Source organism: Noviherbaspirillum sp., from assembly GCF_035654295.1.
In the GTDB taxonomy this organism is placed as follows: domain Bacteria; phylum Pseudomonadota; class Gammaproteobacteria; order Burkholderiales; family Burkholderiaceae_D; genus Noviherbaspirillum.
The window spans coordinates 16,366-42,019 of the sequence record NZ_DASRXF010000154.1; the positions used below are offsets into that span (position 1 = coordinate 16,366).

Annotated in this window: 24 protein-coding genes; 3 read left to right on the forward strand and 21 right to left on the reverse strand. The window is 63.5% G+C overall.

Annotated elements, in window-relative coordinates:
- Positions 1-3 precede the first annotated feature (3 nt).
- The 18 genes from VFF99_RS15465 to coxB form a co-directional block, all read right to left on the reverse strand.
- Entirely contained in the window at positions 4-1,050 is a 1,047-nt protein-coding gene (locus VFF99_RS15465; protein ID WP_325019429.1) for a patatin-like phospholipase family protein, read from the reverse strand.
- A complete protein-coding gene (locus VFF99_RS15470) occupies positions 1,050-2,498 on the reverse strand; it encodes a GntP family permease (protein ID WP_325019431.1) in 1,449 nt (482 codons plus the stop codon). The genes VFF99_RS15465 and VFF99_RS15470 overlap by 1 nt, the downstream gene beginning before the upstream one ends.
- 177 nt (positions 2,499-2,675) lie before the next feature.
- Positions 2,676-3,683 (reverse strand): sodium:calcium antiporter, encoded by a 1,008-nt coding sequence (locus VFF99_RS15475; protein ID WP_325019433.1) that lies wholly within the window; start codon positions 3,681-3,683, stop codon positions 2,676-2,678.
- An 8-nt stretch (positions 3,684-3,691) separates the two neighbouring features.
- Positions 3,692-4,114, reverse strand: coding sequence for a universal stress protein (locus VFF99_RS15480; RefSeq protein ID WP_325019435.1), 423 nt, complete (start codon positions 4,112-4,114; stop codon positions 3,692-3,694).
- 188 nt (positions 4,115-4,302) lie between these two features.
- Positions 4,303-5,814 carry a complex I subunit 5 family protein gene (locus VFF99_RS15485; protein WP_325019436.1) on the reverse strand — a complete coding sequence of 504 codons (1,512 nt, stop codon included), beginning with the start codon at positions 5,812-5,814 and terminating at the stop codon, positions 4,303-4,305.
- Positions 5,811-7,256 (reverse strand): complex I subunit 5 family protein, encoded by a 1,446-nt coding sequence (locus VFF99_RS15490; protein ID WP_325019438.1) that lies wholly within the window; start codon positions 7,254-7,256, stop codon positions 5,811-5,813. The genes VFF99_RS15485 and VFF99_RS15490 overlap by 4 nt, the downstream gene beginning before the upstream one ends.
- Entirely contained in the window at positions 7,249-7,554 is a 306-nt protein-coding gene (locus VFF99_RS15495) for an NADH-quinone oxidoreductase subunit K (RefSeq protein ID WP_325019440.1), read from the reverse strand. The genes VFF99_RS15490 and VFF99_RS15495 overlap by 8 nt, the downstream gene beginning before the upstream one ends.
- Complete coding sequence (locus VFF99_RS15500) at positions 7,551-8,210, reverse strand: MnhB domain-containing protein (protein WP_325019442.1); 660 nt, start codon at positions 8,208-8,210, stop codon at positions 7,551-7,553. The genes VFF99_RS15495 and VFF99_RS15500 overlap by 4 nt, the downstream gene beginning before the upstream one ends.
- A gap of 26 nt (positions 8,211-8,236) precedes the next feature.
- Entirely contained in the window at positions 8,237-8,491 is a 255-nt protein-coding gene (locus tag VFF99_RS15505; RefSeq protein WP_325019444.1) for a DUF4040 domain-containing protein, read from the reverse strand.
- Positions 8,488-8,799 (reverse strand): cation:proton antiporter, encoded by a 312-nt coding sequence (locus tag VFF99_RS15510; RefSeq protein WP_325019446.1) that lies wholly within the window; start codon positions 8,797-8,799, stop codon positions 8,488-8,490. The genes VFF99_RS15505 and VFF99_RS15510 overlap by 4 nt, the downstream gene beginning before the upstream one ends.
- Positions 8,786-9,064: a cation:proton antiporter gene (locus VFF99_RS15515; RefSeq protein ID WP_325019448.1), complete on the reverse strand. Its 279-nt coding sequence runs from the start codon at positions 9,062-9,064 to the stop codon at positions 8,786-8,788. Before VFF99_RS15515 ends, VFF99_RS15510 begins: the two co-directional genes overlap by 14 nt.
- Entirely contained in the window at positions 9,061-9,537 is a 477-nt protein-coding gene (locus VFF99_RS15520; RefSeq protein WP_325019449.1) for a Na+/H+ antiporter subunit E, read from the reverse strand. Before VFF99_RS15520 ends, VFF99_RS15515 begins: the two co-directional genes overlap by 4 nt.
- Positions 9,534-10,322, reverse strand: a complete 789-nt coding sequence (locus tag VFF99_RS15525) for a slipin family protein (protein ID WP_325019451.1) — start codon at positions 10,320-10,322, stop codon at positions 9,534-9,536. The genes VFF99_RS15520 and VFF99_RS15525 overlap by 4 nt, the downstream gene beginning before the upstream one ends.
- Before the next feature lie 2 nt (positions 10,323-10,324).
- Positions 10,325-11,740: a nodulation protein NfeD gene (locus VFF99_RS15530; RefSeq protein WP_325019453.1), complete on the reverse strand. Its 1,416-nt coding sequence runs from the start codon at positions 11,738-11,740 to the stop codon at positions 10,325-10,327.
- Positions 11,741-11,908: 168 nt separating this feature from the next.
- Positions 11,909-12,772 (reverse strand): cytochrome c oxidase assembly protein, encoded by an 864-nt coding sequence (locus VFF99_RS15535; RefSeq protein ID WP_325019455.1) that lies wholly within the window; start codon positions 12,770-12,772, stop codon positions 11,909-11,911.
- Positions 12,760-13,107, reverse strand: coding sequence for a hypothetical protein (locus tag VFF99_RS15540; RefSeq protein ID WP_325019457.1), 348 nt, complete (start codon positions 13,105-13,107; stop codon positions 12,760-12,762). The genes VFF99_RS15535 and VFF99_RS15540 overlap by 13 nt, the downstream gene beginning before the upstream one ends.
- Position 13,108: 1 nt before the next feature.
- Positions 13,109-15,598 carry a cytochrome c oxidase subunit I gene (gene ctaD, locus VFF99_RS15545; protein WP_325019458.1) on the reverse strand — a complete coding sequence of 830 codons (2,490 nt, stop codon included), beginning with the start codon at positions 15,596-15,598 and terminating at the stop codon, positions 13,109-13,111.
- A complete protein-coding gene (gene coxB, locus VFF99_RS15550) occupies positions 15,598-16,575 on the reverse strand; it encodes a cytochrome c oxidase subunit II (protein ID WP_325019460.1) in 978 nt (325 codons plus the stop codon). Before coxB ends, ctaD begins: the two co-directional genes overlap by 1 nt.
- 61 nt (positions 16,576-16,636) lie before the next feature.
- Between coxB and VFF99_RS15555 the strand changes: the two genes are divergently transcribed.
- On the forward strand, positions 16,637-17,110 hold the full coding sequence (locus VFF99_RS15555; RefSeq protein WP_325019462.1) for a CopD family protein: 474 nt from the start codon (positions 16,637-16,639) through the stop codon (positions 17,108-17,110).
- On the opposite strand, the gene VFF99_RS15560 is transcribed toward VFF99_RS15555, so the two are convergent.
- Positions 17,107-17,628, reverse strand: coding sequence for a DUF2231 domain-containing protein (locus VFF99_RS15560; RefSeq protein ID WP_325019464.1), 522 nt, complete (start codon positions 17,626-17,628; stop codon positions 17,107-17,109). The genes VFF99_RS15555 and VFF99_RS15560 overlap by 4 nt on opposite strands.
- 203 nt (positions 17,629-17,831) lie before the next feature.
- On the opposite strand from VFF99_RS15560, the gene VFF99_RS15565 reads away from it, so the two are divergent.
- Positions 17,832-20,369, forward strand: a complete 2,538-nt coding sequence (locus VFF99_RS15565; protein ID WP_325019466.1) for an NAD-dependent epimerase/dehydratase family protein — start codon at positions 17,832-17,834, stop codon at positions 20,367-20,369.
- 15 nt (positions 20,370-20,384) lie between these two features.
- Positions 20,385-22,181, forward strand: a complete 1,797-nt coding sequence (locus VFF99_RS15570; protein WP_325019468.1) for a glycoside hydrolase family 15 protein — start codon at positions 20,385-20,387, stop codon at positions 22,179-22,181.
- Positions 22,182-22,196: 15 nt separating this feature from the next.
- Here VFF99_RS15570 and VFF99_RS15575 read toward each other — a convergent pair whose 3' ends face one another.
- Positions 22,197-23,189: an SDR family oxidoreductase gene (locus VFF99_RS15575; RefSeq protein WP_325019470.1), complete on the reverse strand. Its 993-nt coding sequence runs from the start codon at positions 23,187-23,189 to the stop codon at positions 22,197-22,199.
- 120 nt (positions 23,190-23,309) lie between these two features.
- Entirely contained in the window at positions 23,310-24,563 is a 1,254-nt protein-coding gene (locus VFF99_RS15580) for a putative Na+/H+ antiporter (RefSeq protein WP_325019472.1), read from the reverse strand.
- Positions 24,564-25,654: the final 1,091 nt, after the last annotated feature.

Genomic DNA, 25,654 nt, shown 5'->3' on the forward strand with positions numbered 1-25,654 from the left:
GGGCTATCGGCTGCGCTTGTCGCTCATTTCGGCGAAATAGATCGATGCCAGGTCCAGGGTGGATGTGTGGCCGAGGCTGGAAAAATTCATGTCAAGCCATTCGTTGGCGGCACGATAGCCGACCCGATGCAGGTATTCAAGGAAGCCCCATTCGGCGTTCAACTTGCTCGACACGCTCAGGCCCATCAGTTCTGCATCGGCGCTGACCTTGTGCAGCCGCATGTCGGTGTAGCGGACACGCGTGACATGTTCCTCGTCGATCAGCTTCTTGAGCAACAGGATCGAGCTGATCTCCCGCACAAGGCTGGCATTGAAGGTGATTTCATTCAGCCGGTTCATGATTTCCGTTGCGCTGTGCGGCAGGTCCTCGCGTACGATCGGATTGATCTGGACGATGATCAGGTCGTGCGCATCGGTCTCATCGACGAGGGGAAACAGCGCCGGATTGCCCATGTAGCCGCCGTCCCAGAACGCCTCGCCATCGATTTCGACGGCGTGGAAAAGCTGTGGCAGACAGGCCGAGGCCATGACACGGTCTGCGTCGAGCTCCCCGCGGCGGAAGATGCGCGCCTTGCCGGTGCGGACATTGGTCGCAGAGATGAAGACATGCAGGGCTTCGCAAGAACGCACCCGGTCGAAGTCGACCAGGCGGTGCACAAGATCCCGCAGGGGATTGATGTTGAACGGGTTGAACTGGTAGGGAGAGACAAACGCTCCCGCCATCTGGAGCGCCAGATAGCCGGGAGAGCTGTCAAGCGTCCAGTTGCCCATCAGGTGGTCCAGCGGCGAGCGCTGGAGCGGACTCAGGCGCGTTATCCTGCTGACGGCACGCCAGAAATGCCGCAACGCCTTGCGGGCACCATCCGGCCCGCCGCCACGGGAATATCCGTCGGCGAGGACAACTGCATTCATCGCGCCGGCACTGGTGCCGCTGATGCCGTCGATGCGCAGCCGGCCGTCTTCCAGGATTCTGTCCAGCACGCCCCAGGTGAATGCCCCGTGTGCGCCGCCTCCTTGCAACGCGAGATCGATGGAAATCGGTTTGGCCATCAGAACGCTCCCACCCAGGTGGCAAGCAGCACGACCACGGCGAGCGCCGCCAGCGGGCCGACAACGGCCACCATGAAGATATCCGGATAGGCCTGGCGATGGCCGAGCTTGCAGATCGACAGCAAGGTGATGACCGCGCCGTTATGCGGCAGCGAGTCAAGGCCGCCGGTGGCGATGGCAGCAACGCGGTGCAACAGTTCCGGGGAGGTGCCGGTCTGGCGCGCCATGTCGAGATAGCTCGCGCCGAGCGTCTGCAGGGCGATGCTCATCCCGCCCGAAGCGGAACCGGTGATGCCGGCGAGGATGTTGACGGCGATGGACAGTGATATCAGCGGATTTCCGGGAGCGATATGAAGCACGGCGTCACGGATCATGGCAAACGCTGGAAGCGAGGCGATCACCGCGCCGAAGCCGACGAGGGAAGCCGTATTGAAGATAGGCAGGGCGGATGCGCTTGCACCGTCGTCGAGCGTGCCTGTGACGCCCGGAAGCCGGCGCAGGTTCAGCACGAGGATGGCAAGGTTCGACAGGAGCAGCGCGCAGATGATGGACCAGAGGCCGATGAGCTGGTCGAGGGCCGTCGCGCCGTACTGCGGCAAGGCCAGATAGCCGGTGTCGAGCGCGGGGAAAAGGTGGCGGGAGAAAACGTAGTTGAGCGCAACCACCAGCAGGATCGGAAACAAGGCAACGGCGATTCCCGGCCTGCCGGCACCCTGCGTGCCGACCTCAACGAGGTCGTATCCTTCGCCCTGGGCCAAGGGGCGCAAGGTCTTGTCCGGTTGCTGTAGCGGCGTTTCCTCCGGCTCGCCATATCCCTCGGCGGCTTTCGCCGCGCGGCGCGCCCGGTAGAGCAGCCAGACCATGCCGAAGGCGAGCATGACAAGTCCGGCAATGACCCCGAGACCGGGCGCGGCGAAGGGTGTCGTTTTGAAGAAGGGCATCGGGATTGCGTTCTGGATGGCGGGTGTACCGGGAAGCGCAGTCATCGTGAAGGTAAAGGCGCCAAGGGCGATGCTGGCGGGGATCAGCCGCTTGGGCACGTCAGCTTGCCGGAACAGCGCCGAAGCAACGGGATAGATGCCGAAGGCGACAACGAACAGCGATACGCCGCCATAAGTCAGCACGGCACACGCGAGGACGACAGCAAGTACGGCACGTTCTCGGCCCAGACGGGCAACGATCCAGTCCGCGATCGCACCTGCCGCCCCGGATGCTTCCATCAGCTTGCCGAAGATTGCGCCGAGCAGGAACAGCGGGAAGTAAAGGACGATAAAGTTTCCCAGCGCTTTCATGAACACCTGGGTGTAACCGGCCAGCACCGGCACATCCTGGCTGAGAAAGGCGGCGAGCGCTGCGAGTAGCGGGGCAAGCAGCAGCACGCTCACGCCGCGGTAGGCCAGAAACATCAGAAGCACGAGCGATACGAGGATTGCGGTGATACCGGTCATGCGTGCTCCAGGAGTGGGTATCGTGATCCGGGGAAGGGACGTTCCCTGCCTGGCAGCGTTCCGCTGTCAGGCCCTACAAGGGTAATCAGTGTCGCGCGATGCAGTGAGCAATCCATTGCAACTCGCAGATGTTGAAAGAGCGACATTTCATACTCCCCATGATACCCAAGACCCATGCTATCCCCCAAAATGGAACAGCACCCAGGCATTCAGCACATAGACAAAAATCAGGCAGAGGCTGATCCATCCGACCGCGCTGAGCAGGCGTACGCCAGGGCGGCAGCTCAGGCCGATGACCGCCAGTCCGGTCATCAGGCAGCCGGAAAAGGCGGAAAATGCCTGGACTGGCGTGATCTGCGCGAAGATCGGGCCTTTCAGATAGAACAAGTCATCGACCGCGAGAATCGTGACATTGAACAGGTTGCTGCCCAGGAGGTTGGCGATGGCCATGTCGAGCGCCCCAATCCGGATCGCGGAAACCGTCACTGCAAGTTCGGGTAATGTCGTCGCAGCGGCCATCAGGAGCGTGCCGACAAAGGAGCCGTGCCAGTTCATCACATCGGACAGGCGCGTACCGATGAAGGGCAGCCACAAGCCGGCGCAGACAACGATAACGGCTGCCAGCAGGTAGCCGCGCACAGCCCGGCCCAGGCTCAGGTCAGGATAACGGTCCGCAACGTCCGCGGCGAATTCGCGGATCTGTTCCCTCTCGAAAACAAGCACCGTGCGAATCGCGACGCCGTACAGGACGAAGATCACTAGCGCCTGCACACTGATATGGCCGACGGCCGCACGCGGCGTCGTCGAGCCGAGCAGGATGCCGATGCCGACAAAAGCAAGCGAGACGATCCCAAAGCCCGCCGACAGGATGTGCGCGCGGCTGGCGCGCCGATAGAAGGATTCGCGGCGATGCAGGAAGTCGATCACGGCCAGCATGGACAGGTTGACCATGCAACTGCCGAGCACATTGCCTACCGCAAGCTCGGGCGCATCCGCGAGCGTCACGGCACTGATGCCCGTCACCAGTTCAGGCAGCGATGTGACGGACGCGAGCAGGATCATGCCGATCCAGTTGCCGGACAGTCCGGTCTTGTCCGCAATCACGTCGCCGTAATAAGAAAGACGCCGTCCTGCGAAAGCGATCAATGCGGCGCAGAGTCCGAACTCGGACCAGACCGACAGCATCGGTCCGCTTATTTGATGAGGGTGACAGGAACGTCCACCAGATGGATCACCCGGGTCGCCACCGATCCGATCATGATGCTGGCGATCGGCCCGAGGCCGCGCGTGCCCATTACGACAGCGTCGCACTTCGATTCGTACACCTGCTGAGCAATCTCGCCAGCCGGCGCGCCGCAACGGTGATGCGCCATATACGGAATGCCTTCCGCATCGAGCACCTCACGAGCGGGCTGCAGCACGCGTGCGGCCTCTTCATCCTGGATGCGACGGATATCTTGCGTCGATATCACCGTGTGTTCACCCACGAGTACCGGATCGAGTACATGGAGCAATTCGATCTGCGTTCCGGCAATCAGTTTTGCCAAACGGGCGGCGTGGCGTACCGCACGGAGTGCGCTATCGGATCCGTCAAACGGAACTAGGATATTAGGCATGGTCTTTCCCTTCCTGTAGGCAAGTCAAACTGACTCGGCTGACGACAATGTGAGCCTAATGCATATATACGCGCGGGAAATTTGATCTGGGGCAAAGATGCCGGTCTTTCCTTGCGTGCGTCTGTTGGAACGACGTGATGCCCACAGGTTCTGAGTAAAATCCGAAGCGTTTCAGCGATTCGCCCGGCTTATCGTTCCACGCTCACATACTGCCGTTCCGCGATCAGCTTGGCCCAGGATAGCGGGCTCCACGGATGTTCCGACAAGCTGCCCGCGGCAAGGACGGCAACAGCACTCACCAGCGGCGGGGCAAGCAGGAGGCCATTCGTTTCCAGCCAGCCGCGGCGCGGGATCGATTCTTCCGGCCACGCATCCTCCTGCCGCTTGAACCAGGCGCGGTACAGAATAGGCAGGAAATAGGCCGCGTTGAGCACACTCGACGCCAGCAGGACCCATTCGGCCCATGGTGCGCCTGCAACTGCGGCGCCTTCGGTCAGGTAATGCTTGCTGACATAGCCGGCGGTGAACGGCGCGCTCATCATTCCGAGGGCGCCCACACTGAAGGCCAGCGTGGTCAACGGCATGCGCCGTCCGGCGCCATTCATTTCGCTGACCTTGTGAATCCCCAGCGTCTCGGCGTAATTGCCGGCGCAAAAGAACAGAGTGATCTTCATGATGCCCTGGTGGACAAGGTGAACCAGCCCGCCTATCGTTCCTATCGGACCGACCAGAGCGACGCCGAGCACGATGTAGGACACCTGGCTCACAGTCGAGTAGGCAAGCCGCCGCTTGAGGTCATCCTGGAACAGTGCGCGCAGGGAGCCCCACAGGATGGTGATGCCGGCCAGGACGGCCAGCGGCGCCGACAAGCCCAGCCCGTGGGTGAAGTCCGCACCGTACACCTCGTAAACGATGCGGACAATACCGAAGGCTCCGGCTTTCACGACGGCGACCGCATGCAGCAGTGCCGATACCGGCGCAGGGGCAACCATCGCCTTCGGCAGCCATCCATGCAGCGGCACGAGCGCCGCCTTCACACCAACCCCGGCAACCAGCAGGCCGAACACCAGCCGTAACTGGTCAGCATAAGCCGGGCCGAGCACCGACACCGAGCCGCCGGGCACGAACTCGACACGGCCGAGCAAGCCGTACAGCCACACCACGCCCGTCAGCAGCACCGCCCCGCCTGCGAGTGTGTAGGCGAGATAGATGTTCCCGGCCTTCATCGTGGACGCCTTCCCCCGATGCACAACCAGCGGATAGGTGGACAGCGTCAGCAGCTCGTAAAAAAAGAAAAAACTGAACAGATTGCCCGCCATCGCCACGCCGACGGTAGCGGTTACACACAGGCTGAAGAATCCAAAGAAACGGCTGCGGTGCGGCGATCCTTCCAGGTAGCCGATCGCGTACAAGGTCGTGAGGAACCACAGCGCCGCCGACAACGTGACGAACAGCATCGCGAGTGCGTCCGCACGCAGCACCAGTTCCAGGCCCGGCACGATGGCGTAGCGGAATTCGTAGCGCTCCCCGCGTGCGACACCCCAGAGCATGAAGGCGATGAAGACCAGCTTGAGGCCTGCTCCGGCCAGGTTGAGCGCGGTGCGCATGCCCCGGCGCTCCTCGGGCAGGTTGAAGATGATAAACCCCGGCAACAAGGAACTGCTCAGTACCAGCAGGGGGAGAGCGTCATTCCAGGTCATGGCGTGCCCAGTACGTTCAACAACTCCGCCGCGCGCAGGCCCAGTGCCAGGCTTGCCACCGCCAGCAGGAAACCCGGCCATTCGACGAGGCGCGGCAAGGGCTTGTAGACCTCGCTCTGTTCGGCGCGCAGGAAGGCGTGACGCAGCACCTTGAAGACATAGGCGGCCGTCAGCAGGCCGCCGGCGATCATGACGACGATCCACCACCACTGGCCGCTCACGATGGCGCTGTCGATCAACAGCCACTTGGCGAGAAAGCCTGCCGACGGGGGCAGGCCCATCAGCGACACGCCGGCGATGGCTAGCGTGAAGACTGTCACCGGCATGTGTGCCGTAATGCCGCCGAGCTGCATGATGCGGTCATGCCCCGTGGACAGAATGACTGCCCCCGCCGCCGCAAACATCGCCGCTTTGGCCAGCCCGTGAGCGAGCGCCTGCAGCGTAACGCCCTGCAGCGCGCTTTGTGCGGCGGCAGGCTCGGTATGTGTGGCCAGCGGAAAGAACAGGAACAGGTAACCCACTTGGGCCACCGTGGAATAGGCAATCAGCATTTTTAGCCGGGCCTGCCGCAAGGCCATGAATGAACCCCAGAAGATGGCCGCAGCGCCGAGCACGCCGATCACCTGGCCCCAGGAAGGTGTGGCCAGCGGCAAGAACAGGGCCAGCCAAAGGCGCGCTGCGAGATAGAAGGAGGCCTTGATCACCAGCGCCGACAGCAGGGCCGACACGGGCGAGGGCGCGCCGCCGTGCGCCGGGGGCAGCCAAAAGTGAAAGGGGAACAGCGCCGTCTTGACAGCCATGCCGGCCAGCATCAGTCCGGCCGCCAGCATGGCGACCGGCGGCGACGCCTCTGTCACCTGCGATGCCAGTTCCGGCAGTGTGACAGTGCCGTAAGCGCCGTAGAGCAGGGCGACGCCGAGCAGGTAGGAGCCGGAGCCCAGCAGCGTCGCCAGCAGGTAACGCAAGGCGGCGGCGACAGAGCCTGCGCCACCGGACGCGACAAGCCCCACGGCCGCCAGTCCGACCAGTTCCAGCGTGACATACAGGTTGAAGATATCGGCGGACAGGAAGAGCGCGTTCATTGCGGCGAGCAGAAAGCCCGTCAGCGGCCAGAAGGTGTGCGCGCCTTCCGGATGGCGCGCGAAATAGGCGCGGGCATAGAAAGCCAGAGGCAAGGCAACGCCTTGTGCCAACAACAGCATCACCGCGGCCAACCCGTCGGCCGATAGTGCGATGCCCAGCGGCGCTTCCCAGCCGCCCGGCACGTGCACCCGGTCCGCACCTCCTCCTACCTCCGCCGCCAGACGCCACGCCAGCACAAGCTGGAGGGTGCTGCCGCCCAGCGCCAGCTTCCAGCCATGCGCGGGCCCGGCGATAAACGCGAGGCTTGCCCACAGCAGTGGCACGAGGATGATGAGAGGAATAAGCTCGATTTCAATCATCCTGCCCCTCCGCAGGAAACCGCATCTCGCCGGTCAGGTTCAGCAACCGGCGCGCGAGGGCGAGCGCCAGCGCCGTCGCCGCGATCGATACGACGATGCCCGTCAATACCATCGCCTGCGACACCGGGTCGGGTTCGCCGCTGCGCTGGGCCAGGCCCACGAGCACCAGGAAGGCGCCGCTTCCCATTACATTGAAGGCGATGATCTTGCGCAGCAGATGCGTTTGCAGGATAAGGCCGGCCACCCCGGAGGAAAACAGTGCAATGCCCGTCAGCGCGAAGAGCAGTCCCGGCGTCATTCTTCCTCCTCTTCGAATTCATCCGGCAGCCGCAGGAACAGGCCGGAGAGGATGAGGGCCAGGGAGATCGTGAGACCCGATTCGATCAGCAGGATCAGTGCGCCGGCGAGCGGCACCGGATACTGGAGCAGTGCACCTCCGGCAAGGGGAAAAGCGGCCACGGCGAGGAAGACCAGGAAGCCGGCGACCATACCCACCCTGAGCAGACGGTCCGATTGCAGGCGTTCGGGCAGCAATCCGGCAAGAAAGAGCAGCACGATGCCCGCTGCCAGCACGGCAGCTGCCTGAAATGCGCCTCCGGGGCGGTGCGATCCTGCCCACAACAGGTAGCCGGCAGCCAGCACCATCAGCGGCGCCATCAACCGGGTGAGCGATTGCAGGAAGGCATGCGGTGCGGACGGCAGGCGGCGCAATCCGATCTTCTCACTGCCGCCAGCCGCCGCCACACCAAGCAGCGCCAGCAACAGGACGGCGATTTCGAGCAGCGTGTCGTAACCGCGGAAGTTGAGCAGTACCGCGGTCACGGGATGCGTCACTCCGCTCCGGTCCATATTCGCCTCGACCGGGCCGGCGAGGCGTACTGCCGGTTCCGGAAGCGCCATGACCGCAAACACCGCCGCGCCGGCAAGGGAGGCGCATCCGACGCTGACCAGCATTTTCCGGAATCTTCCCGTCCCCCGCGTCATGGCCTGCTCCTGCCGCGCGCGCGCAAGTGTCCGACCGAATCGAACAGCAGCGCCCCGGCGAGCCCGGCGCCGATAGCGGCCTCGGCCAAGGCGAGATCGGGCGCATCCAGCCGCGCCCAGGCCAGTGCCATGAGCAGGCCGAAGACGATGAACATGACCACTGCGCGAAAGAGGTCCAGGGTAGTCAGGGCACGGAATGCGGCCCAGAGCAAAGAGGCTGCAAGCAGCAGGTCGAAAGCGAGCGCGATCATGCATTCTCCTGGCTGGTCCAAGGCGGGATCTTGCGCCGCCTGGCACGCCGGGCGATCAGGAAGCTGACCGACGCGCTGGCGGCCAGTACCAGCAGCCAGACCAGCACCAGCTTGAGCGCTGCGGCCGTACCGCCGGCGTACGGAAGCAGGCCGAGCAGCATGAAACCCAGCCCGAGGTTGTCGGCCTTGGCCAGCGCATGCAGGCGCGTGTAGACATCAGGGAATCGCAGCAAGGCCACCGTGCCTGCGAAGAAGAATCCGGCCCCCGCGAGCAGGCAAGCTGCGCTGATCCAGTCAATGATGCTCATGTTCGTTCGCTCCCGATTTCCTGCGCCAGGCGCGCTGGGCAAAGGCGGCGCCGGTGATTGCCGCCAGCAGCGCAAACACCAGTGCCACGTCTACCAGCGGCCCGTGTCCGCGCGCCAGCAGCAGGAGCACCGTTGTCCCCGTCGTGCCAAACAGCAGTGCCGCCAGCAGGCGGTCCGCCGAGGTGGGCCCGCGCACCACCAATAGCAGTGCTGCGAGCAGGTTGGCGAGGAGAAACAGGGCCAGGGACAGGGACAGGGCAGTCATGACAGCTCCACGCCGAACAGGCCGGCCACCCTTGCTTCCGCTTCGCGCACTTCGTCCTGGATGGGGGCGTACCGGTCCAGCACATGCAGTTGCAGCCGGCCTTGGTCCAGTCCGGCGGCCAATGTTCCGGGCATGAGATTGAGCACTCCGGCCAGGAACAGTTGGTCGGGTTCATCGCGCAGGCGAAGGGGAATGTCGAGAATGCCGGGACGCAGCTCGAGACGGGGTTTGAGCGCGGTGGCGGCGACCTGCGCACCGCCGCGGATGGAGCGTACGATGAAGAACTGGACGAAACCCGGTATCCCCGCAATCTTCAGCCGACGGGGCGTGGGCGGATGCAACTGCAGGCTCAGCAGCGCCGCCAGTCCCGCGCACGACGCGCCCAGCGCCAAGCCATCCGGCGAACCTTCCGTCATCACCCACCACAGGGCGCCATAGAACAGCGTCCGCAGGAAAAACGCACGCGTCTTCATTGTCCGCGCTGCCGGTCCTGCCCGGTTCCCGCGCGGTCTACCAGTCCCGTCAACAGGTCGATCGGCAAGGGAAAGACGATCGTGTTTGATTTGTCGCCGGTGATGGCTGACAGGGTCTGCATATAGCGCAGCTGCATCGCGCCGGACTGCTGCGCCAGCACATTGGCCGCCTGCATCAGTTTCTCGGAGGCCTGCAGCTCGCCTTCGGCGTGGATCACCTTGGCGCGGCGCTCACGCTCGGCCTCGGCCTGCCGTGCGATCGCCCGCACCATCGATTCGTCGAGGTCGACGTGCTTGATCTCGACATTGGCGACCTTGATTCCCCAGGCATCGGTCTGCTGATCCAGCACCTGCTGGATGTCCATGTTGAGTCGTTCGCGCTCGGCCAGCATGTCGTCGAGCTCGTGTTTGCCCAGAACGGCGCGCAGCGTCGTTTGCGCGAGCTGGCTGGTGGCCTCGAAAAAATTCGCGACCTGGATGATCGCCTTGTCCGGCTCGACGACGCGGAAGTAGATCACTGCGTTGACCTTGACGGAGACGTTGTCGCGCGAGATCACGTCCTGTGTCGGCACGTCCAGCACGATAGTGCGCAGGTCCACCCGCACCATCTGCTGCAGCACGGGGATGACGATGATCAGACCCGGGCCCTTCACGCCCCAGAAACGCCCGAGCTGGAACACCACCCCGCGTTCATACTCGCGCAGCACGCGGATGGCCGAGGCGAGGAAGAATATGGCCGCAATGAGCAGCAGGCCGCCGAATCCGAAACCGAGATCGAAGTACATATTCATTCTCCTTGTGTGCGACTCCCGTTGGGAACGACTTCCAGAACCAGTCCCTTGCGCCCGACCACGCGCACTTTTTGCGCGGCATGCAAGGGCGACGTGCTCTCCGCGCGCCAGATCTCGCCTTGCAGCCTTACCCAGTTTTCCCCGTGCGACACGCTGACCACTTCCGCGACGGCTCCTGCCGGATTGCCTGTCGCGGCCACCGGCCGCCGCCGGGTCTTGAGGGCGACGATGGTGATGGCGGCGACGAGCACGGCGCTAACTACCGCTGTGCCGACGATCAGGGGGATGGGTATGCCAAAGCCCGGCATTTCCGTGTCGATCAGAATCACCGCGCCGGTGACGAAGGCCGCAATCCCGCCCAGCCCGAGCACGCCGAAGCTCGGCAGGAAGGCCTCCGCCACCATGAAGGCAAGGCCGAGCAGGATCAGGGCGATGCCCGCATAGTTCACCGGCAACAGCTGGAGGGCATACATCGCCAGCAGCAGGCAGATGGCGCCGACTACCCCGGGCACAGCCATTCCCGGATTCATGAACTCGAAGAACAGCCCATAGATGCCAATGGTCATCAGCAGCAGCGCGACGCTCGGATTGGTGATGACGGCAAGCAGCTGTGCGCGCCAGTCAGGCTGCACGTCCGTGACGGGTGCATCGCGGGTCTGCAGCACCTTTTCCTGGCCGAGGACGGTGATGCGCCGCCCGTCGAGCGCAGCGGCAAGGGCGCGCACGTCCGCAGCCATGACATCGGCGACGCGCATCTTCACCGCTTCCTCCGCCGGCAGGCTGACGGATTCGCGCACCGCGCGTTCTGCCCAGTCGGCATTGCGGCCGCGCATCTGCGCCAATCCGCGTATATAGGCCGCAGCGTCGTTGACCTGCTTACGGGTCGTGGGCTCGCTGGTGGCGGCATCCGGCGAATCGGTCTTGTCGCCTTGTCCCGATTTCTTGTCAGACGCTTCGTCCCTGCCGCGCGGCCGCTCCTTCGTACGGCCCGGTTCCGCACCGGGTGCGCCAACCTGGACCGGGGTCGCCGCACCGAGATTGGTGCCGGGTGCCATCGCAGCAATATGGCTGGCGTACAGGATATAGGTGCCGGCGCTGGCGGCACGGGCGCCACCGGGGGCGACGAAGCCGGCGACCGGTACCGGCGAGCCGAGGACGGCCTTGATGATCGTGCGCATCGACGTATCCAGTCCGCCCGGTGTATCCATCTGCAGGATGACCAGCTGGCTGCCGTTGGCGGCCGCACGCTGTATGCCGCGCGCGACGTAGTCCGCATTGGCAGGCCCGATCGGCCCGTCGATTGTCAGCAGCGTAAGCGGTGCCGGTGCCGCCCGGCATGTGCAGGCGAACAGGAACACAAGGAGGGCCGCTGCCGCGCGCAGCACAGCGTTCCTGGCCGGGATCTTGGGCATGGTGTCCGGTGTCGTTTTTCGGGAGATGCCGCCATGTTTCAAGCAGCCATGCGGTGCAAGCCTCGTGCCACACCGTGTGCAAGGGAGCGGAGAGGGGCGTCCGGGTGGGCGGGGGTACAAATTGCGCACGGGCGGTAAGAATTGCACATGAAATTTTTTCCATCGGGCCTAGTGCATGGCCGGCTTTCGCAGCCAGACGGCAACGAAGCACAGGCCGGCGGCGAGGTATACCATGCTCCCCGGAATCCACATCAGCAGACCGGCAAGCTGCTGGTCTTCGATGGCGGACAGGCCAAGGGCCGTTCGGCCTTCGTACTCCGGATACAGCAGGCGCGGCGAAAACGTGAGCAGGGCACCGAGCAGGCCGGTATGCATCAGGGTGCCGAGCGTCAGCAGCACTGCCGTGCCGCATCCTTCTCCGCCGCTCCGGGCGGCGCGTTGCATGGCACTCCAGAACAGCACGGCGCTGCCCAGGAAGGCGGCGTGCTCAAGCACATGCACCCAGCGCCAGCGCAACGCCAGTTCGAACAGCAGCGGTGCATGCCATAGCCATACGAGAACGCCGTGCACGGCGAAGGCGACGCGTGGCCTCGCCAACACACGCAGCAGGCCGTACAGCGGGCCGAGTGCGCCATTGAACCGCCGCACGCGCGCGGGGAGGGCGGCCAAGAGGACAGGGGCAGGACGGGCAATCGCCAGCAGGGGCGCGGCGACGGCGATCAGTAGCATATGTTGCGCCATGTGGGCGGCGAAGCTGGTTTCGCCGAGTGCATCGAGCGGCCAGATGAGCGCGGCGAAGAGCGTTGCGCAGCCGCCCGCAAAACCGGCCAGCGCCGGAGGCCGGGTGACTGACATGGGTACGCCTTTCCGGCGTAGCACAACCAGGCCGCGCAGATACAGCGTGACCGCGACTGCCAAGGGTATCCAGACCCACGGGTCGAACGACCACCATCCATGTGCCTCGCTGCCGTGTGCCCGCGCGAGGCGGGGCGCAAGACCGGCAAGGACTCCGGCGAAGATCAGGCGGCGCATACCGGCAGCATGAGCGCGGGGAAGGCCACCCAGGACAGGGCCAGCGCGGACATCGCCGCGAGCATCATGGCGTTGAGGGCGAAGAAGGCATGCGTGGGCGCATCCGGCGCATTCGAACGTCGAACCGCCGACCATTTACGGTAGTTCGACCACGCCGAGACGGCGATCAATGCCAGGGCAAGCGTGGTCGCTGCCGCAATGCCCGTGCGCGCACCGGGCACGGCGAGCGCACAGGCGATTGACACGAAGAGATAGCACGCCAGGAAGTGCGCCGCCCAGATGAGCGGCGCGGCAATCAGGCTCAGGAGATGGTTCCGGGTGAAGGGATTGCGCATGTCAGCCTCCTGCGATCAGCGGGAAGAGATGTAGTGTGGCAAAACCCCCCAGCCATTGGAGCACCGTGTAATGCCAGAACAGCGCCGCCACCCGGGGCACCACGGGCCTGCGCGGAGAGATCATGCCGCGCCGCGCGCGCAACAGCGTAAAGCCCGCCATCAGGATGGCGATGGCGACGTGCACGAACTGGAATCCGGTGATGGTGAACATCAGAGCGCGGTACGCGTGGGCGGTTGCCGAAGGCGCGCCCCCGGCCAGTGCCGCGGCCTGCAGTACGACGAAGGCGAGGGCAAGTCCCATGGCCAGGAGAAAGCCTGCCTGCAATCGGCCGCGCCGCCCTTGCCGGTTGCCGGTTTCGCCCCATTGCAATGCCGCGCTGCTGGCCAGCAAGGCGATGAGCGCAAGGGACGGCCACAGCAGGCCCGCACCGCCGAAGCCTTCCGGCGGCCACGCCGGCGACACCGTCCACAGGTAGAAGTAGGCAAACAGGAGCGAAAGGAACAGGGTCGCATCGGCAAGCAGCGCAATCAGCGTGCCCCACCAACCGGGCGGCTGGCGGGTCGCGTAGTGGCAGGGAAGGCGCAGACTTTCGCCCGTCGCCACGGTATCTTCGACACTGGCGTCCTCGCCGCGCCAGGCCCATACGGTCAGCGCACCGACGGCGAGCGCCGCGCCGATCGCTGACAGCCAGTACAGCTTGGCCAGGAAGCCGATGAAGAACAGGCCGGTGAATAGTGCCGCAACCAGAGGCACGTAGGTATTGCCCGGAAGGATGGCGACGGATTCCGGTTCAGCGTGCACAGTGCCCGTCACCAGCGTCTCGCGCCGCGCGACGGCGGGTTGTCCGAGATAGCCCCGGCCTTGCGCGATGCGTGCCGCCAGCAGGGGATCCTTCCACAGCGGCTCGCGATCCTCTACACGCCCCTGGGAGACGAACGTGTAGGGCGGCACGGGCGTGGAAATCGCCCACTCCAGCGTCGATGCGTTCCACATGTTCGGCGGTGCGCGCCGTCCGTGCAGAAAATGCAGGACCACGTCAACCACGAACATGCCGACGCCGGCGGCCGAAAGGAAGCCGCCCACTGTCGAGACGAGGTTCAACACATCCACGCCGAGTTCGGGCGCATAGGTGTAGACCCGCCGCGGCATGCCGAGCAGCCCGGTCAGGTGCATCGGCAGGAAGGTCAGATTGAATCCCAGGAAGATCATCCAGAACACCGAACGGCTCAGATGTGCCGACGGCGCGCGCGCCGAGAACAGCGGCAGCCAGTAGTACAGCGCGGCAAACAGCGGAAAGACCATGCCGCCGAACAGCACATAGTGCAGGTGCGCAACAACGAAGTGGGTGTCATGCACCTGCCAGTCGAAGGGCACCATCGCCACCATCACGCCTGTCAGGCCGCCGAGGACGAAGATGAACAGGAAGCCGAGGATGTAGAGCATCGGTGTGTGCAGCGCCGGCTTGCCGCTCCACAGCGTCGCGATCCAGGCGAACACTTGAATGCCGGTCGGGACCGCGACGGCCATGCTGGCTGCGGAAAAGAAGGCCAGTGACAACAAGGGAATGCCGACGGTGAACATGTGGTGCACCCACAGGCCGAAGCTGATGAAGCCAGTCGCAATCACGGCCAGCACCACCCAGGCATAGCCGGCGATCGGCCGCTGCACGAAGGTCGGAAGCATGGTGGTGACCAGTCCGGCGGCCGGAAGAAAAATGATGTAGACCTCGGGATGGCCGAAGATCCAGAACAGGTGCTGCCAGAGCAGCGGATCGCCGCCGCGCGCGACGTCATAGAACGGCAGCAGGAAGGCCCGCTCCAGTTCCAGCAGGATGCTGCCGAGGATCAGCGGGGGAAAGCCGAACACGATCATGAATGCGGTGACCAGGATGTACCACGCGTACAGGGGCATGCGATGCAGAGCCATGCCGGGCGTCCGGGTCTTGAGGATGGAGACGATCAGCTCGATGCCGGCTGCCACGGCCGAGATCTCGGCGAAGGTCACGCCCAGCAGCCAGAAGTCGACATGGAGTCCCGGCGAAAACATCTTGCTGTTGAGCGGCACGTACATGAACCACCCGCCGTCCGGGACTGCGCCGACAAGGAAGCTGGAGAACAGGAGCATGCCGCCGAACAGGTAGCACCAGTAACCAAAAGCCGAAAGCCGCGGGAAGATAAGATCGCGCGCACCGATCATTTTCGGTATCAGGTAGGCGGCAAAGCCCTCCATGATGGGCACGGCAAAAAAGAACATCATCGTCGTGCCATGCATGGTGAACGCCTGCGCGTAGGCACGATGATCGAGCAGGTCGTTGCCGGGAAAGGCGAGCTGGCTGCGGATCAGCATGGCCAACACGCCGCCGATCAGGAAGAAGACGAAGCCGGTAACGATGAAGCGCAGGCCCAGCGTGGTATGGTTGACCGCGGCCAATGCGCCCCAGCCGGGCGCGTTGGCCCAGATGAGCTCCAGCCGGTCGTGCAGCGCCGCCATCAGTGCAGGCTCTCCAGGTAGGCGACGATCGATTCGAGCGCCACTGGATCGAGATCGCCCTGCGAAGGCATTGCGCTGCCGGGCTTGAGTTCCTGGGTGCGCGCGATGAAGGCGAGCAGGTTCTCGCGGTTGTTGGGCAGCGTGCCCGCGCCAATGAACTCGCGTGATGCAAGATGCGTGAGGTCCGGCCCTGCGCTGCGTGCTTCGCTCGTTCCCCGTACCGTGTGGCAGCCGGCGCAACGCTGCACGAACGCCTGGCGGCCGCGCAGCATGCTCTCGTCGCCCGGCACCGTTGCCGGGGCCCGCTGGCGGTCGAGCCAGACTGAAAAATCCGCCGGCCGTTCCGCAATAACATGCATGCCCATCCGCGCGTGCTGCGCGCCGCAGTACTCCGCACACTGTCCTCGGTACACCCCGGGCCTGTCGGCCTGGATGATCAGCCGGTTCGTCCGGCCCGGGATCAGATCCATCTTGCCTGCCAGCGACGGTACCCAGAAACTGTGGATCACATCGTTGCTGCGCAGGGACAGCAGCACCGCGCGCCCGGCCGGAACACGGATCTCATTCGCGGTACGGATCACCTCGCCATCCTCGCCCAGGTAATGCACATCCCACCACCAGCGGTTTCCCACGACCTCGATTTCGATGGCGTCTTCGGCAAGCGTCCGCAGCGAGGCCATCGCGTGCACGCCGTAGGCGAGCAGGGCGGTGAGCGTGACGACCGGCAGGGCGACGCCGCCGGCGAGAATGATCCTGTCGGGCCGCGTCCGCTCGCGGCGTTGCGGAGAGCGGATGAAGGCGTACAGGGCCAGTGAGGTCACCAGCAGCAGTACCGCACAGGCGCCCCAGAACATGGCCCACCAGATGCGCGCGATGCTCGCGGCGTGCGGTCCGGCAGGTTCCAGCGCGGACTGGACGCCCTCGCATCCGCACAGGAGCAGCGCTGCCGCGGCCAGTATGGTTCGGTTCTTGCTCAATTCAGGAGAGGCTGGCATGTGCACCGGTTCGTTATTGGTGTTTCGGCGTGCGGGAGCTGGCATGTCCACGCGGCCGACACATGCAATCCGCATGCCGAAGGAAGCGACGCTCGTGAATTTGATGCAGCTCATCCTGGCCATCCATATCGTCTTCCTGCTGATGTGGTCGGCCAGCCTGGTCTACTTTCCGCACTTGCTTGTCCGCGAGGCAAGCAGGGAGGACCGGCGCACGCGGGCGAACGCGATCGCCATGCAGCGAAGCCTCTATTCGCTCATCATGACGCCGAGCGCCTTGCTCGCGGTGGCGGCAGGAATGGCCTTGATCTTTCTGCGCGGATTCAGCGGCGGCTGGCTGCATGTCAAGCTGCTGCTCGTGCTGCTGATGGTGCTGTTCCACGTGTACTGCGGCGCGCTGATGGATGCCTTCCGGCGCAAGCATGTGCAGCGCCGTCTTCTGGTATACCGGTTGCTGCCGCTGTTGCCGGCCCTGCTGGTTGCGGGCGTGGTGACGCTGGTGACGGCCAAGCCCTTCTAACGTTCGAGAACGACCACCTCCGTCTCGACCTCATCCTCCGCTTCCTCCTCCTCCCCGGTGCCGACCTTGTGCTCGAACACCAGTTTTCCGCCCAACCATCCTGCAATGCTCAGTGCGAACGCCGTCGCCGCCGACAAGACAATTCCCCAGGGCATGACACCAGCCTCCGGGTCGGGAAGCCTCAGCCACCAGTTCGCACCCGCGATCGACAGCATCATCACTGCCATCAGGAAATGGCTCCAGCTTGTCACGTGGCGGCGGATCTCCCTGACCAGCAGAAAATCCAGGGCCCCGGCGAGCGCGGCGAGCAGCCCCATGACCAAGCCGCCACCTGTAAGCCAGAGAGAAGCGCGGGCCCAGAAGGGATCGGCGGTCCACCAGTAGCCGAGATCGCTCGCCAGCGCGGCCATCAGGTAGGCGACTGGAAAGGTGATCAGCATGGGATGGATCGGATGGCCGGCGATGGCTATGTAGCTCGGTGTGCTTTCGGGCGGCTGGGTGAGCAGGGGGGCTTTCATCACGCGGTTGTGTAAGGAGGATGTTCAATTGACATCCGGACAAGAGGAGCGTTCCTGCAACGGAAGTGTGTAAATCCTGCAGTCGCTTGCAGGATTTTCTTGCACGATCAAAAAGAAGGAAACGCCTGCGCCCGGTGTACGCGTCAATGGGGGAAATGGCATGCATCCTGCCTGAGTTTCTCGAGTATTCCCAGGAGGACAGGATGGCTTCTCAAAAACCCGTGGTGCTCATCACCGGGGCGGAGGGACGCATCGGGAGCGTCATCGCCGCCGCGCTGAAAGACAGCTACACCGTCGTTGGATTCGAACGCAAGTGTCGCGGCGACAATTGCATCAACGTCGATATCACGTCGGACGAGGCGCTCGCGCAAGGATGCGAGGCGTTGCGCGCACGATACGGGCAGCATATTGCGTCAGTAATCCACCTTGCCGCCTTTTACGACTTCTCAGGTGAGCCGCATCCGATGTACGACGAAGTCAACGTCAAGGGCACGCGGCGCCTGCTGCAGGCGCTGCAAGCGTTCGACGTCGAACAGTTCATCTATGCCAGCACCATGCTCGTGCATGCGCCGACGGAACCGGGGCAGCCGATCAACGAGGATTCCCCGTTGAAACCGGCCTGGCCATATCCGCAATCCAAGCTCGATGCGGAACGCATGGTGGCCGGGGAACGCGGAAAGATCCCGGCGCTCATCATGCGCATTGCCGGTGTCTACACGGATCAGTGCGAGGTCCCTTCGCTGGCCAATCAGATCCAGCGCATCTACGAGCGTCAGATGCTCAGCCGCGTCTTTCCCGGCGATGCCTCCCACGGCCAGTCCTTCGTGCATATAGACGACGTTGCCCAGGCGATGCGCGCAGCCGTCGACCGGCGCGGCCGGCTGCCGGAAGAAGCCGCGTTGTTGATCGGCGAGCCGGTCACGGAAAGCTATGAAGCCCTGCAAAACCTGATCGGCCGTCTTGTCCACGGCCAGCCGTGGGAGACGCGGCAGATTCCCAAGCCGGTGGCGGCAACCGGCGCCTGGCTGCAGGACAAGATGGAGGATGTCGTCCCGGATGCGATCGATCGCGGGGTTGAGCCTTTCATCAAGCCCTTCATGGTCGCGCTGGCCGACGAGCACTACGAGCTGGACATCGCGCGCGCAGAACGGCTACTGGACTGGCATCCACAGCATCGCCTGCGGCAGTCGCTGCCAGTAATGATCGGCGAGTTGCGCAGCGACCCGGCAGGCTGGTACAAGCGCAACAAGATTCCGCTACCGCTGTGGATGGAAGAGACCCGTGACGAAAACGCGCCAAGCCCCGCCGCCATCGCGGATTACCAGGCGCTCGACCGCTTCGAACACAACCAGACGCTGTGGTGCCACTTCGCCAACATGGCGCTCGGACTCTGGCTGATCAGCAGTCCCTGGGTGTTCGGCCTGGCGCAGAACTGGATGGTGCCGATCGACCCGATCACGCCCACTGGGCGCGGCATGCTGTACTCGGATACCTGGATGACCATGAGTGAAGTCATCACGGGTGTGCTGATCGTGGCGTTTGCGCTGGTTTCGCTGTCACGCGACGCCGGATGGGCGCGCTGGACGGTCGCCGGCCTGGGCTTGTGGCTGCTGTTTGCGCCGCTGCTGTTCTGGACGCCGAGCGCCGCAGCCTATGCCAACGACACGCTCGTGGGCGCGCTGGTGATCGCCTTCGCAGTCGCCATCCCCGTTGCCCCCGGCATCAATCCCATCGCGCGCGTGACCGGTCCCGACACGCCTCCCGGCTGGGATTACACCCCCTCGGGATGGACCAACCGTCTGCCCATCATCATCCTGGCTTTCGTCGGGCTGTTCATTTCCCGCTATCTGGCTGCCTACCAGCTCGGACATATTCCGGCGGCCTGGGACCCGTTCTTCGGCGACGGCACGGAGCGCATTATCACCTCATCGGTATCGGAGGCATGGCCGGTCGCGGACGCCGGGCTGGGTGCAACCGTGTACGTGCTCGAGATCCTCACCGGCATCATCGGGGACAAGCGCCGCTGGCGCACAATGCCCTGGCTCGTGCTGGCTTTCGGCATCCTGATCGTGCCGTTGGGTGCCGTCAGCGTGTTCTTCATCATCATCCAGCCCATCGTGATCGGCACCTGGTGCACGCTGTGCCTGATCGGCGCACTGGCGATGCTGCTGCAGATCCCGTATTCCTTCGACGAAATCCTGGCAACGCTGCAGTTCATGAAGGCACGCCGCCGCCAAGGCCGTCCCTTGTGGTTCCTGCTGCTGCGCGGCGACACCATCGCCGGCGGCAGCGCCGATTACTCGGACAATTTCGAAGCATCACCGCGCGAAGTGCTGCGCGAAATGTTCATCACCGGGATCAGCGTGCCATGGACGCTGTTCTTGAGCACGCTGATCGGCATCGCGCTGATGTGCACGCGCCTTTTGTTCGATACCGAAGGTCTTGCCGCCCACAACGATCATGTGGTCGGCGCGCTGGTCGTGACGTTCACAATCATGGCCTGGGGCGAGGTGGCGCGGCCTTTGCGCTTCGTTAATATCGCTTTCGGCCTCTGGCTTCTCGCCTCTCCCTGGGTGATCGGCGGCTACTCGGGGGTGGCAGCGGCAGCATCGGTGTTTTTCGGCCTCATGCTGGTATGGCTGGCAATACCGCTCGGACGCGTCGCCTCGCATTTCGGCGCCTGGGACCGCATTGCACGCTGGCGCGCACCGGTGCATTTGCCAAGACATGCGCGTGCCTGACCGTTGGGCAGCGCCATGAGGCAACGCTACCCGGCGATCGGAGACTACGCGCTATTGAGCGACTGCCACTGCGGCGCGCTGGTATCGCGGCACGGTTCGGTTGACTGGTGCTGCATGCCTCGCTTCGACGACGACACCTGCTTCGGCCGCCTGCTCGACTGGGAAAAGGGCGGTCATTGCAGCATCGCGCCGGCAAAGGTGTTCACCTCGGAATGGCAATATGTGCCTGGGACGATGATCGTGGAGACACGCTTTCGCACTGCCGAAGGCGAGGTGCAGGTTACCGATTTCCTCGCCATGGACGCACCGGAAGAGCCGCGCTACGACCTTGTGCGCATCGTGGACGGACTGCACGGGGATGTCGAAATGCTGGTCGAAGTCTGCCCGCGCTTCGACTACGGCGAGATCTTCCCTTTCATCCGCAGGCACGGCCCGCAGCTCCATTCCGCCATCGGCAGCAACCAAGGCCTGCTGATCCGCGCCGACATGCCGCTGGAAACGACCGGGCGCGGCTCGCTTGGCTGCCGCTTTCACCTGCGTGCCGGCGAGCGGGCACGGCTGGCCCTGCAGTTCGAATTTCCGGAACGGATTGACCTCGCCGTGTCGGAAGACGGTATCCGACCCGAGGAGATCGACCGCCATCTCGACAGTACGCGCGAATGGTGGTCGGGCTGGACTGCACGCATGCGCCCGCCGTGCGAGGTCGATGCCCATACGGTCCGCTCGGCCATCGTCCTCAAGGGAATGACTTTCGAACCCACCGGTGCCATCATCGCGGCGCCGACCACCTCGCTGCCCGAATGGCCGGGCGGGGAGCGCAACTGGGACTACCGGTTCAGCTGGGTGCGCGATTCAGTCTTCACGATCCGGGTGCTGCACACGCTCGGCTACGCCGCCGAAGCGGACCGCTTCCACGACTTCATCCAGCGCAGCGCCGCCGGCAGTGCGGAGCAGTTGCAGATCATGTATGGCGTGGACGGCAAGCGCCGCCTGACCGAGTCCGAGCTGCAGTGGCTGGAAGGCTATCGCGGCTCGCGACCGGTCCGCATCGGCAATGCTGCCGCCGGGCAGACACAGCTCGACATCTACGGCGAACTGCTCGAAATGGCCTGGCAATGGCACTGCCACGGACACGAGACCGAACCGGATTACTGGGATTTTCTCCACGACGTGGTGCAGACCGTTTGCCGGCGTTGGCAGGAAGCCGATCACGGCATCTGGGAGGTGCGCGGCGAGCCGCGGCATTACGTCCATTCCAAGGCGATGTGCTGGGCCGCCCTCAACCGGGGCCTGCAGCTCGCGCAGGCCAATGGATTCTCAGCGCCGGTCGAGCACTGGACAAAGACGCGCGACGCGATTCGCGCGGCGATCGAGGAACGCGGAGTCGATGCCGGACGGGGAATTTTCGTGCAAGCCTTCGACAGCAGCGAGCTGGATGCAGCGCTGTTGATCCTGCCGCGGATCGACTTCGTGACTTACGACGACCCGCGCATGCTGCGTACCGTACAGGCCATCCGCGATACGCTTGAGGAAGACGGCCTGCTGCTGCGGTATCGCGGCCCCGACGGCTTGGCCGGGCCGGAGGGCATGTTCCTGCCATGCACATTCTGGCTCGTCGCCTGCCTCGCGCAGCAGGGTGCGAAGGATCTGGCACGCGCGTACTACGATCGCTGCCTGGCCTGCAGCAACGAACTCGGCCTGTTTTCCGAGGAGTACGACATGGACGCGGGGCAAATGCTGGGCAACTATCCGCAGGGCCTGACGCATGTGTCGCAGGTCATGGCGTGGCTGGCGCTGAAAGGCGAGGATTGACGGCAGGAGGCTTCATCAGGTCCAGGCCAGCCATGCTCCCGCACCGCTGGCAGCCAGGGCCAGCAGTACTGCCGCAGCGATGGGGCCCCGATGAATGGTCATTCGGTAGTGCCAGCTCGTTGCCTTCGCCCGCCTGTCGAAGCGTCCGTGGGCGCCGCGGTCCTCCGGAACGGGCGTGTACAAGTTATCCCGGCGGCCGGGCGGATTCGACTCGTCTGTCAGCTGCCCTTCGTACGCGCGTGACGCGAGCAGGCGGTCAAGAAAGCCCGGGACGAGATGCGTGGCGAGAATGGCTTTGACGGCCGGGAAGCCGACCCACAATTCCCGACGCCGGTGGGTGGCCGCCCAGACGATGGCTTCGGCCGCCAGTTCGGGTTGAAAGATCGGAGGTACCGGTTGCGGCTGCCTGTCAAAGCAGGTCCTGCCCCAATCAAACTGCGGCGTGTTGAATGCCGACAGTTGAACCATGGTCAGGTGTACCTTGCTCCTGTCGTGATGGAGCTCCGAGCGCAGCGAGTCGGTGAAGCCGCGCAGTGCCGCCTTGGCGCCGCAATACGGGGCCTGCAGCGGAATCGAGCGGTAGGCGAGGGCGGATCCCACCTGCACGACGGTGCCCCGGTTGCGGGGACGCATGCGCTTGAGCGCCGCCATCGTGCCCCAGACAGCGCCAAGATAAGTCACCTGCGTCGCCCGTTCGAAGTCTTCAGGCGTGATCTGTTCGAACGGGCAGAAGATCGTGGCCATCGCATTGTTGATCCAGACATCGATGGGACCAAACTCGCGCTCCACATGTTCGGCGGCGGCTTCGACCTGGGTATGGTCCGCGACATCGGTGGGGAGGGCAAGAGCAATACCGCCTGCGGCTTCCACATCGCGTGCAGCGCCCGCCAACCCCTCTCTGCTGCGCGCAAGCAGTGCCACGCGACACCCCTTGCGGCCGAAGGCGATTGCTGTCGCCCTCCCGATTCCCCCCGAAGCCCCGGTGACCACGACACATCGAACTTCCATCTTTTTCTCCTGTAACGGGTTTTTTTCTGGAAGAGGAGGCTGGTACAGGCCTTTCCGGAAAGTAGACTCGCTCCATATCGGGCAGTTCGCGCATTGAATGTTATCCGGTGCTTGGACAAATCAAAGCAGGAGGAGAAAGCCGGCGGCAACGAGCGTGGGCAGAAGCGCCCCGGCCAGCAACGCCCCGATTCCTATGCTCCCGTCATTGAATCCGTCGCGAAGAAGCGCAACACCGGCCGGATTCGGCGCGTTCGCGATCACGGTCAGGCCGCCTCCCGCCACCGCGCCGGCCACGAGCATGTACTTCGCCTGTTCCGAAATCCCTTCGATCAGAGATCCCAGGTAGGTCAGCGCCGCGTTGTCGGTAATGGCGGTCAGTGCAAGCGCGCCGAAAAACAAGGCAACCGGTTCGAGACCGGATACGATGGGCTGAAGCCACCATTGCTGCATCCCGCCCAGGACGACCAGTCCTGCGAGGAAAAAGCCGACCAGGAGGCCCTCTTTCAAGATCAAAGGGTTCTGATATTGCGGGTAGGCCTGCGTATAGCCTAGGAAGAACAAGAATACGCCAACAAACAAGACCGGATGGTGCGCCAATACGACCACTGCGCCAAGAAACAGGAGATGTATCAGCATCACTACCAGTGGAATGCGAACTTCAGCTTGGGTGCCGCCAATTACGGCGGGTTCTGACAGATGTTTTCTAAGTAGCCATGAGATGGCCGTGGCATTGATGACGACGGCAATGGCAGCCTTCCAGCCGAAATTCATCACCATGAAACTAGTGTCCCAACCCCAGGTTGCGGCAACCATCAGCACGGGGGGAGCGGCGAAAGACGTCAGCGTGCCCCCAATCGAAATGTTGACGAATAGCACGCCTAGCGCCGCGTATTTGCGCCATTCAGGGATGCCAGGCCGGAATACGAGCGGCGCCAGCATCAGGGCTGCCAGGGTCATGGCAGCCGGTTCGGTAATCAGCGACCCTATGAGTGGGACAAGGGCAAAACAAAGCCAGACCCGCGCCAGCAAGGTATCGGCCGGCGCAAGCCTGGCCGCCGCCGCGATAAAAGCCTTGACCGCCTCGAGCACGGGCCGTGAGGCCGCCACCACCATAATGACAAAAACGAACAAGGGCTCAGTGTATTGCCGTGATTCCAGGTACTCGACGGCCTGTTCGGCGCCTGACACGAACGCCATGATGATCATGAGTACAAACGCCCAGAACCCGAAGACCACCTCGATTTCTCCCAACAGGTGAAACAGGCCCGCGTGGCGCGGGCTCCTGTCTGCAATACGTTCGAACGACTTCGCAGCAAAGGTGTGAATGAGGGCCAAACCGAATATTGCAGCCGCGATCATGTCGATATTTGCCATGAGAAACATGCCTTTTTTTCTATATTAGTTGTGGATGAAAGTACAAATTGTCCGCTCAGCGGCATTTCACATGCGAAAGATTGGATCGCCACCCCATGACGGCGAGCGGTTGAGGTGTCGCGGCTTGAACGAAATACCTGAAGGGGACGGGCTTGGGAAGGAGGACGTGTCGAGCACATCGGACGACTGACTGCGGGTGTATTCATATGGGCGAAAAAAAAGCCGCGAGGCGGCCCGACCATCGCATGAACCTGCCACACTGAAAGTGTGAGCACCCAGTCTTTAGTATAACGTAACGCCAGAGTCAGGACGAGAAAGCCGCTTGCCCGCACAGGTTTGTTCAAGCTGCTTTCAGATGTCCTGGCTGCGGCCATTTTCAAATGTCTCAGCTTGTTGCGTCGGCCCGAAATCGGGATAGCGGTCACGAATGATCGACAGGGCCATATTGGCAACGCCCGGCGCCAATTGGCGGTGTCCACGCTTGCCGCGCTGGCGGGACACCACGCCAGATGGACCTTCAGCCCGAAGGCGCGCTTAACCAGACCGAGACATTCTAATTTAGCCACTACAAGCTTTGTTCGCATAATTCGCATTATGTAAAATAAAATCCATGGCGTTTCCAATCACGCCGCCCGCCTGGTAGGCAGGAATTAAGTTTGACAACCGGGAATTAGTTTGACAAAAATTCCGCGCTCTTCAGGGCGCATGGACGGTTCTCAGGAATTACTTTGACAATCTTTCCCGTACTGACCCTGTCCTTCCGTTTAAGCTAACGGCTATTATCGTGATTGGCACCGTTGCCTGAATCTACAGTTTCTGCCGGCCTCATAGTGAGGGCCATTACCCGACGTTTGCCAAAAAGTTTGGAATCCCAATCACGCCATGCAGCAATCCGGGACGACCATGGCGATGCGGTACTTGCCATGGTCATCCTTGATTCAAAGGCGTGAAAAGTGTGAAATAGTAGAAAAGGACGAGACGGCACGAATAATTTTCGTCATTGTCACATTACTATGTTGCCGCAAGGCATAGATCGCGCGAACGCACGCGATACGCTGACGTCGTCCATATTGGCTCTTAGACAGGTGGAA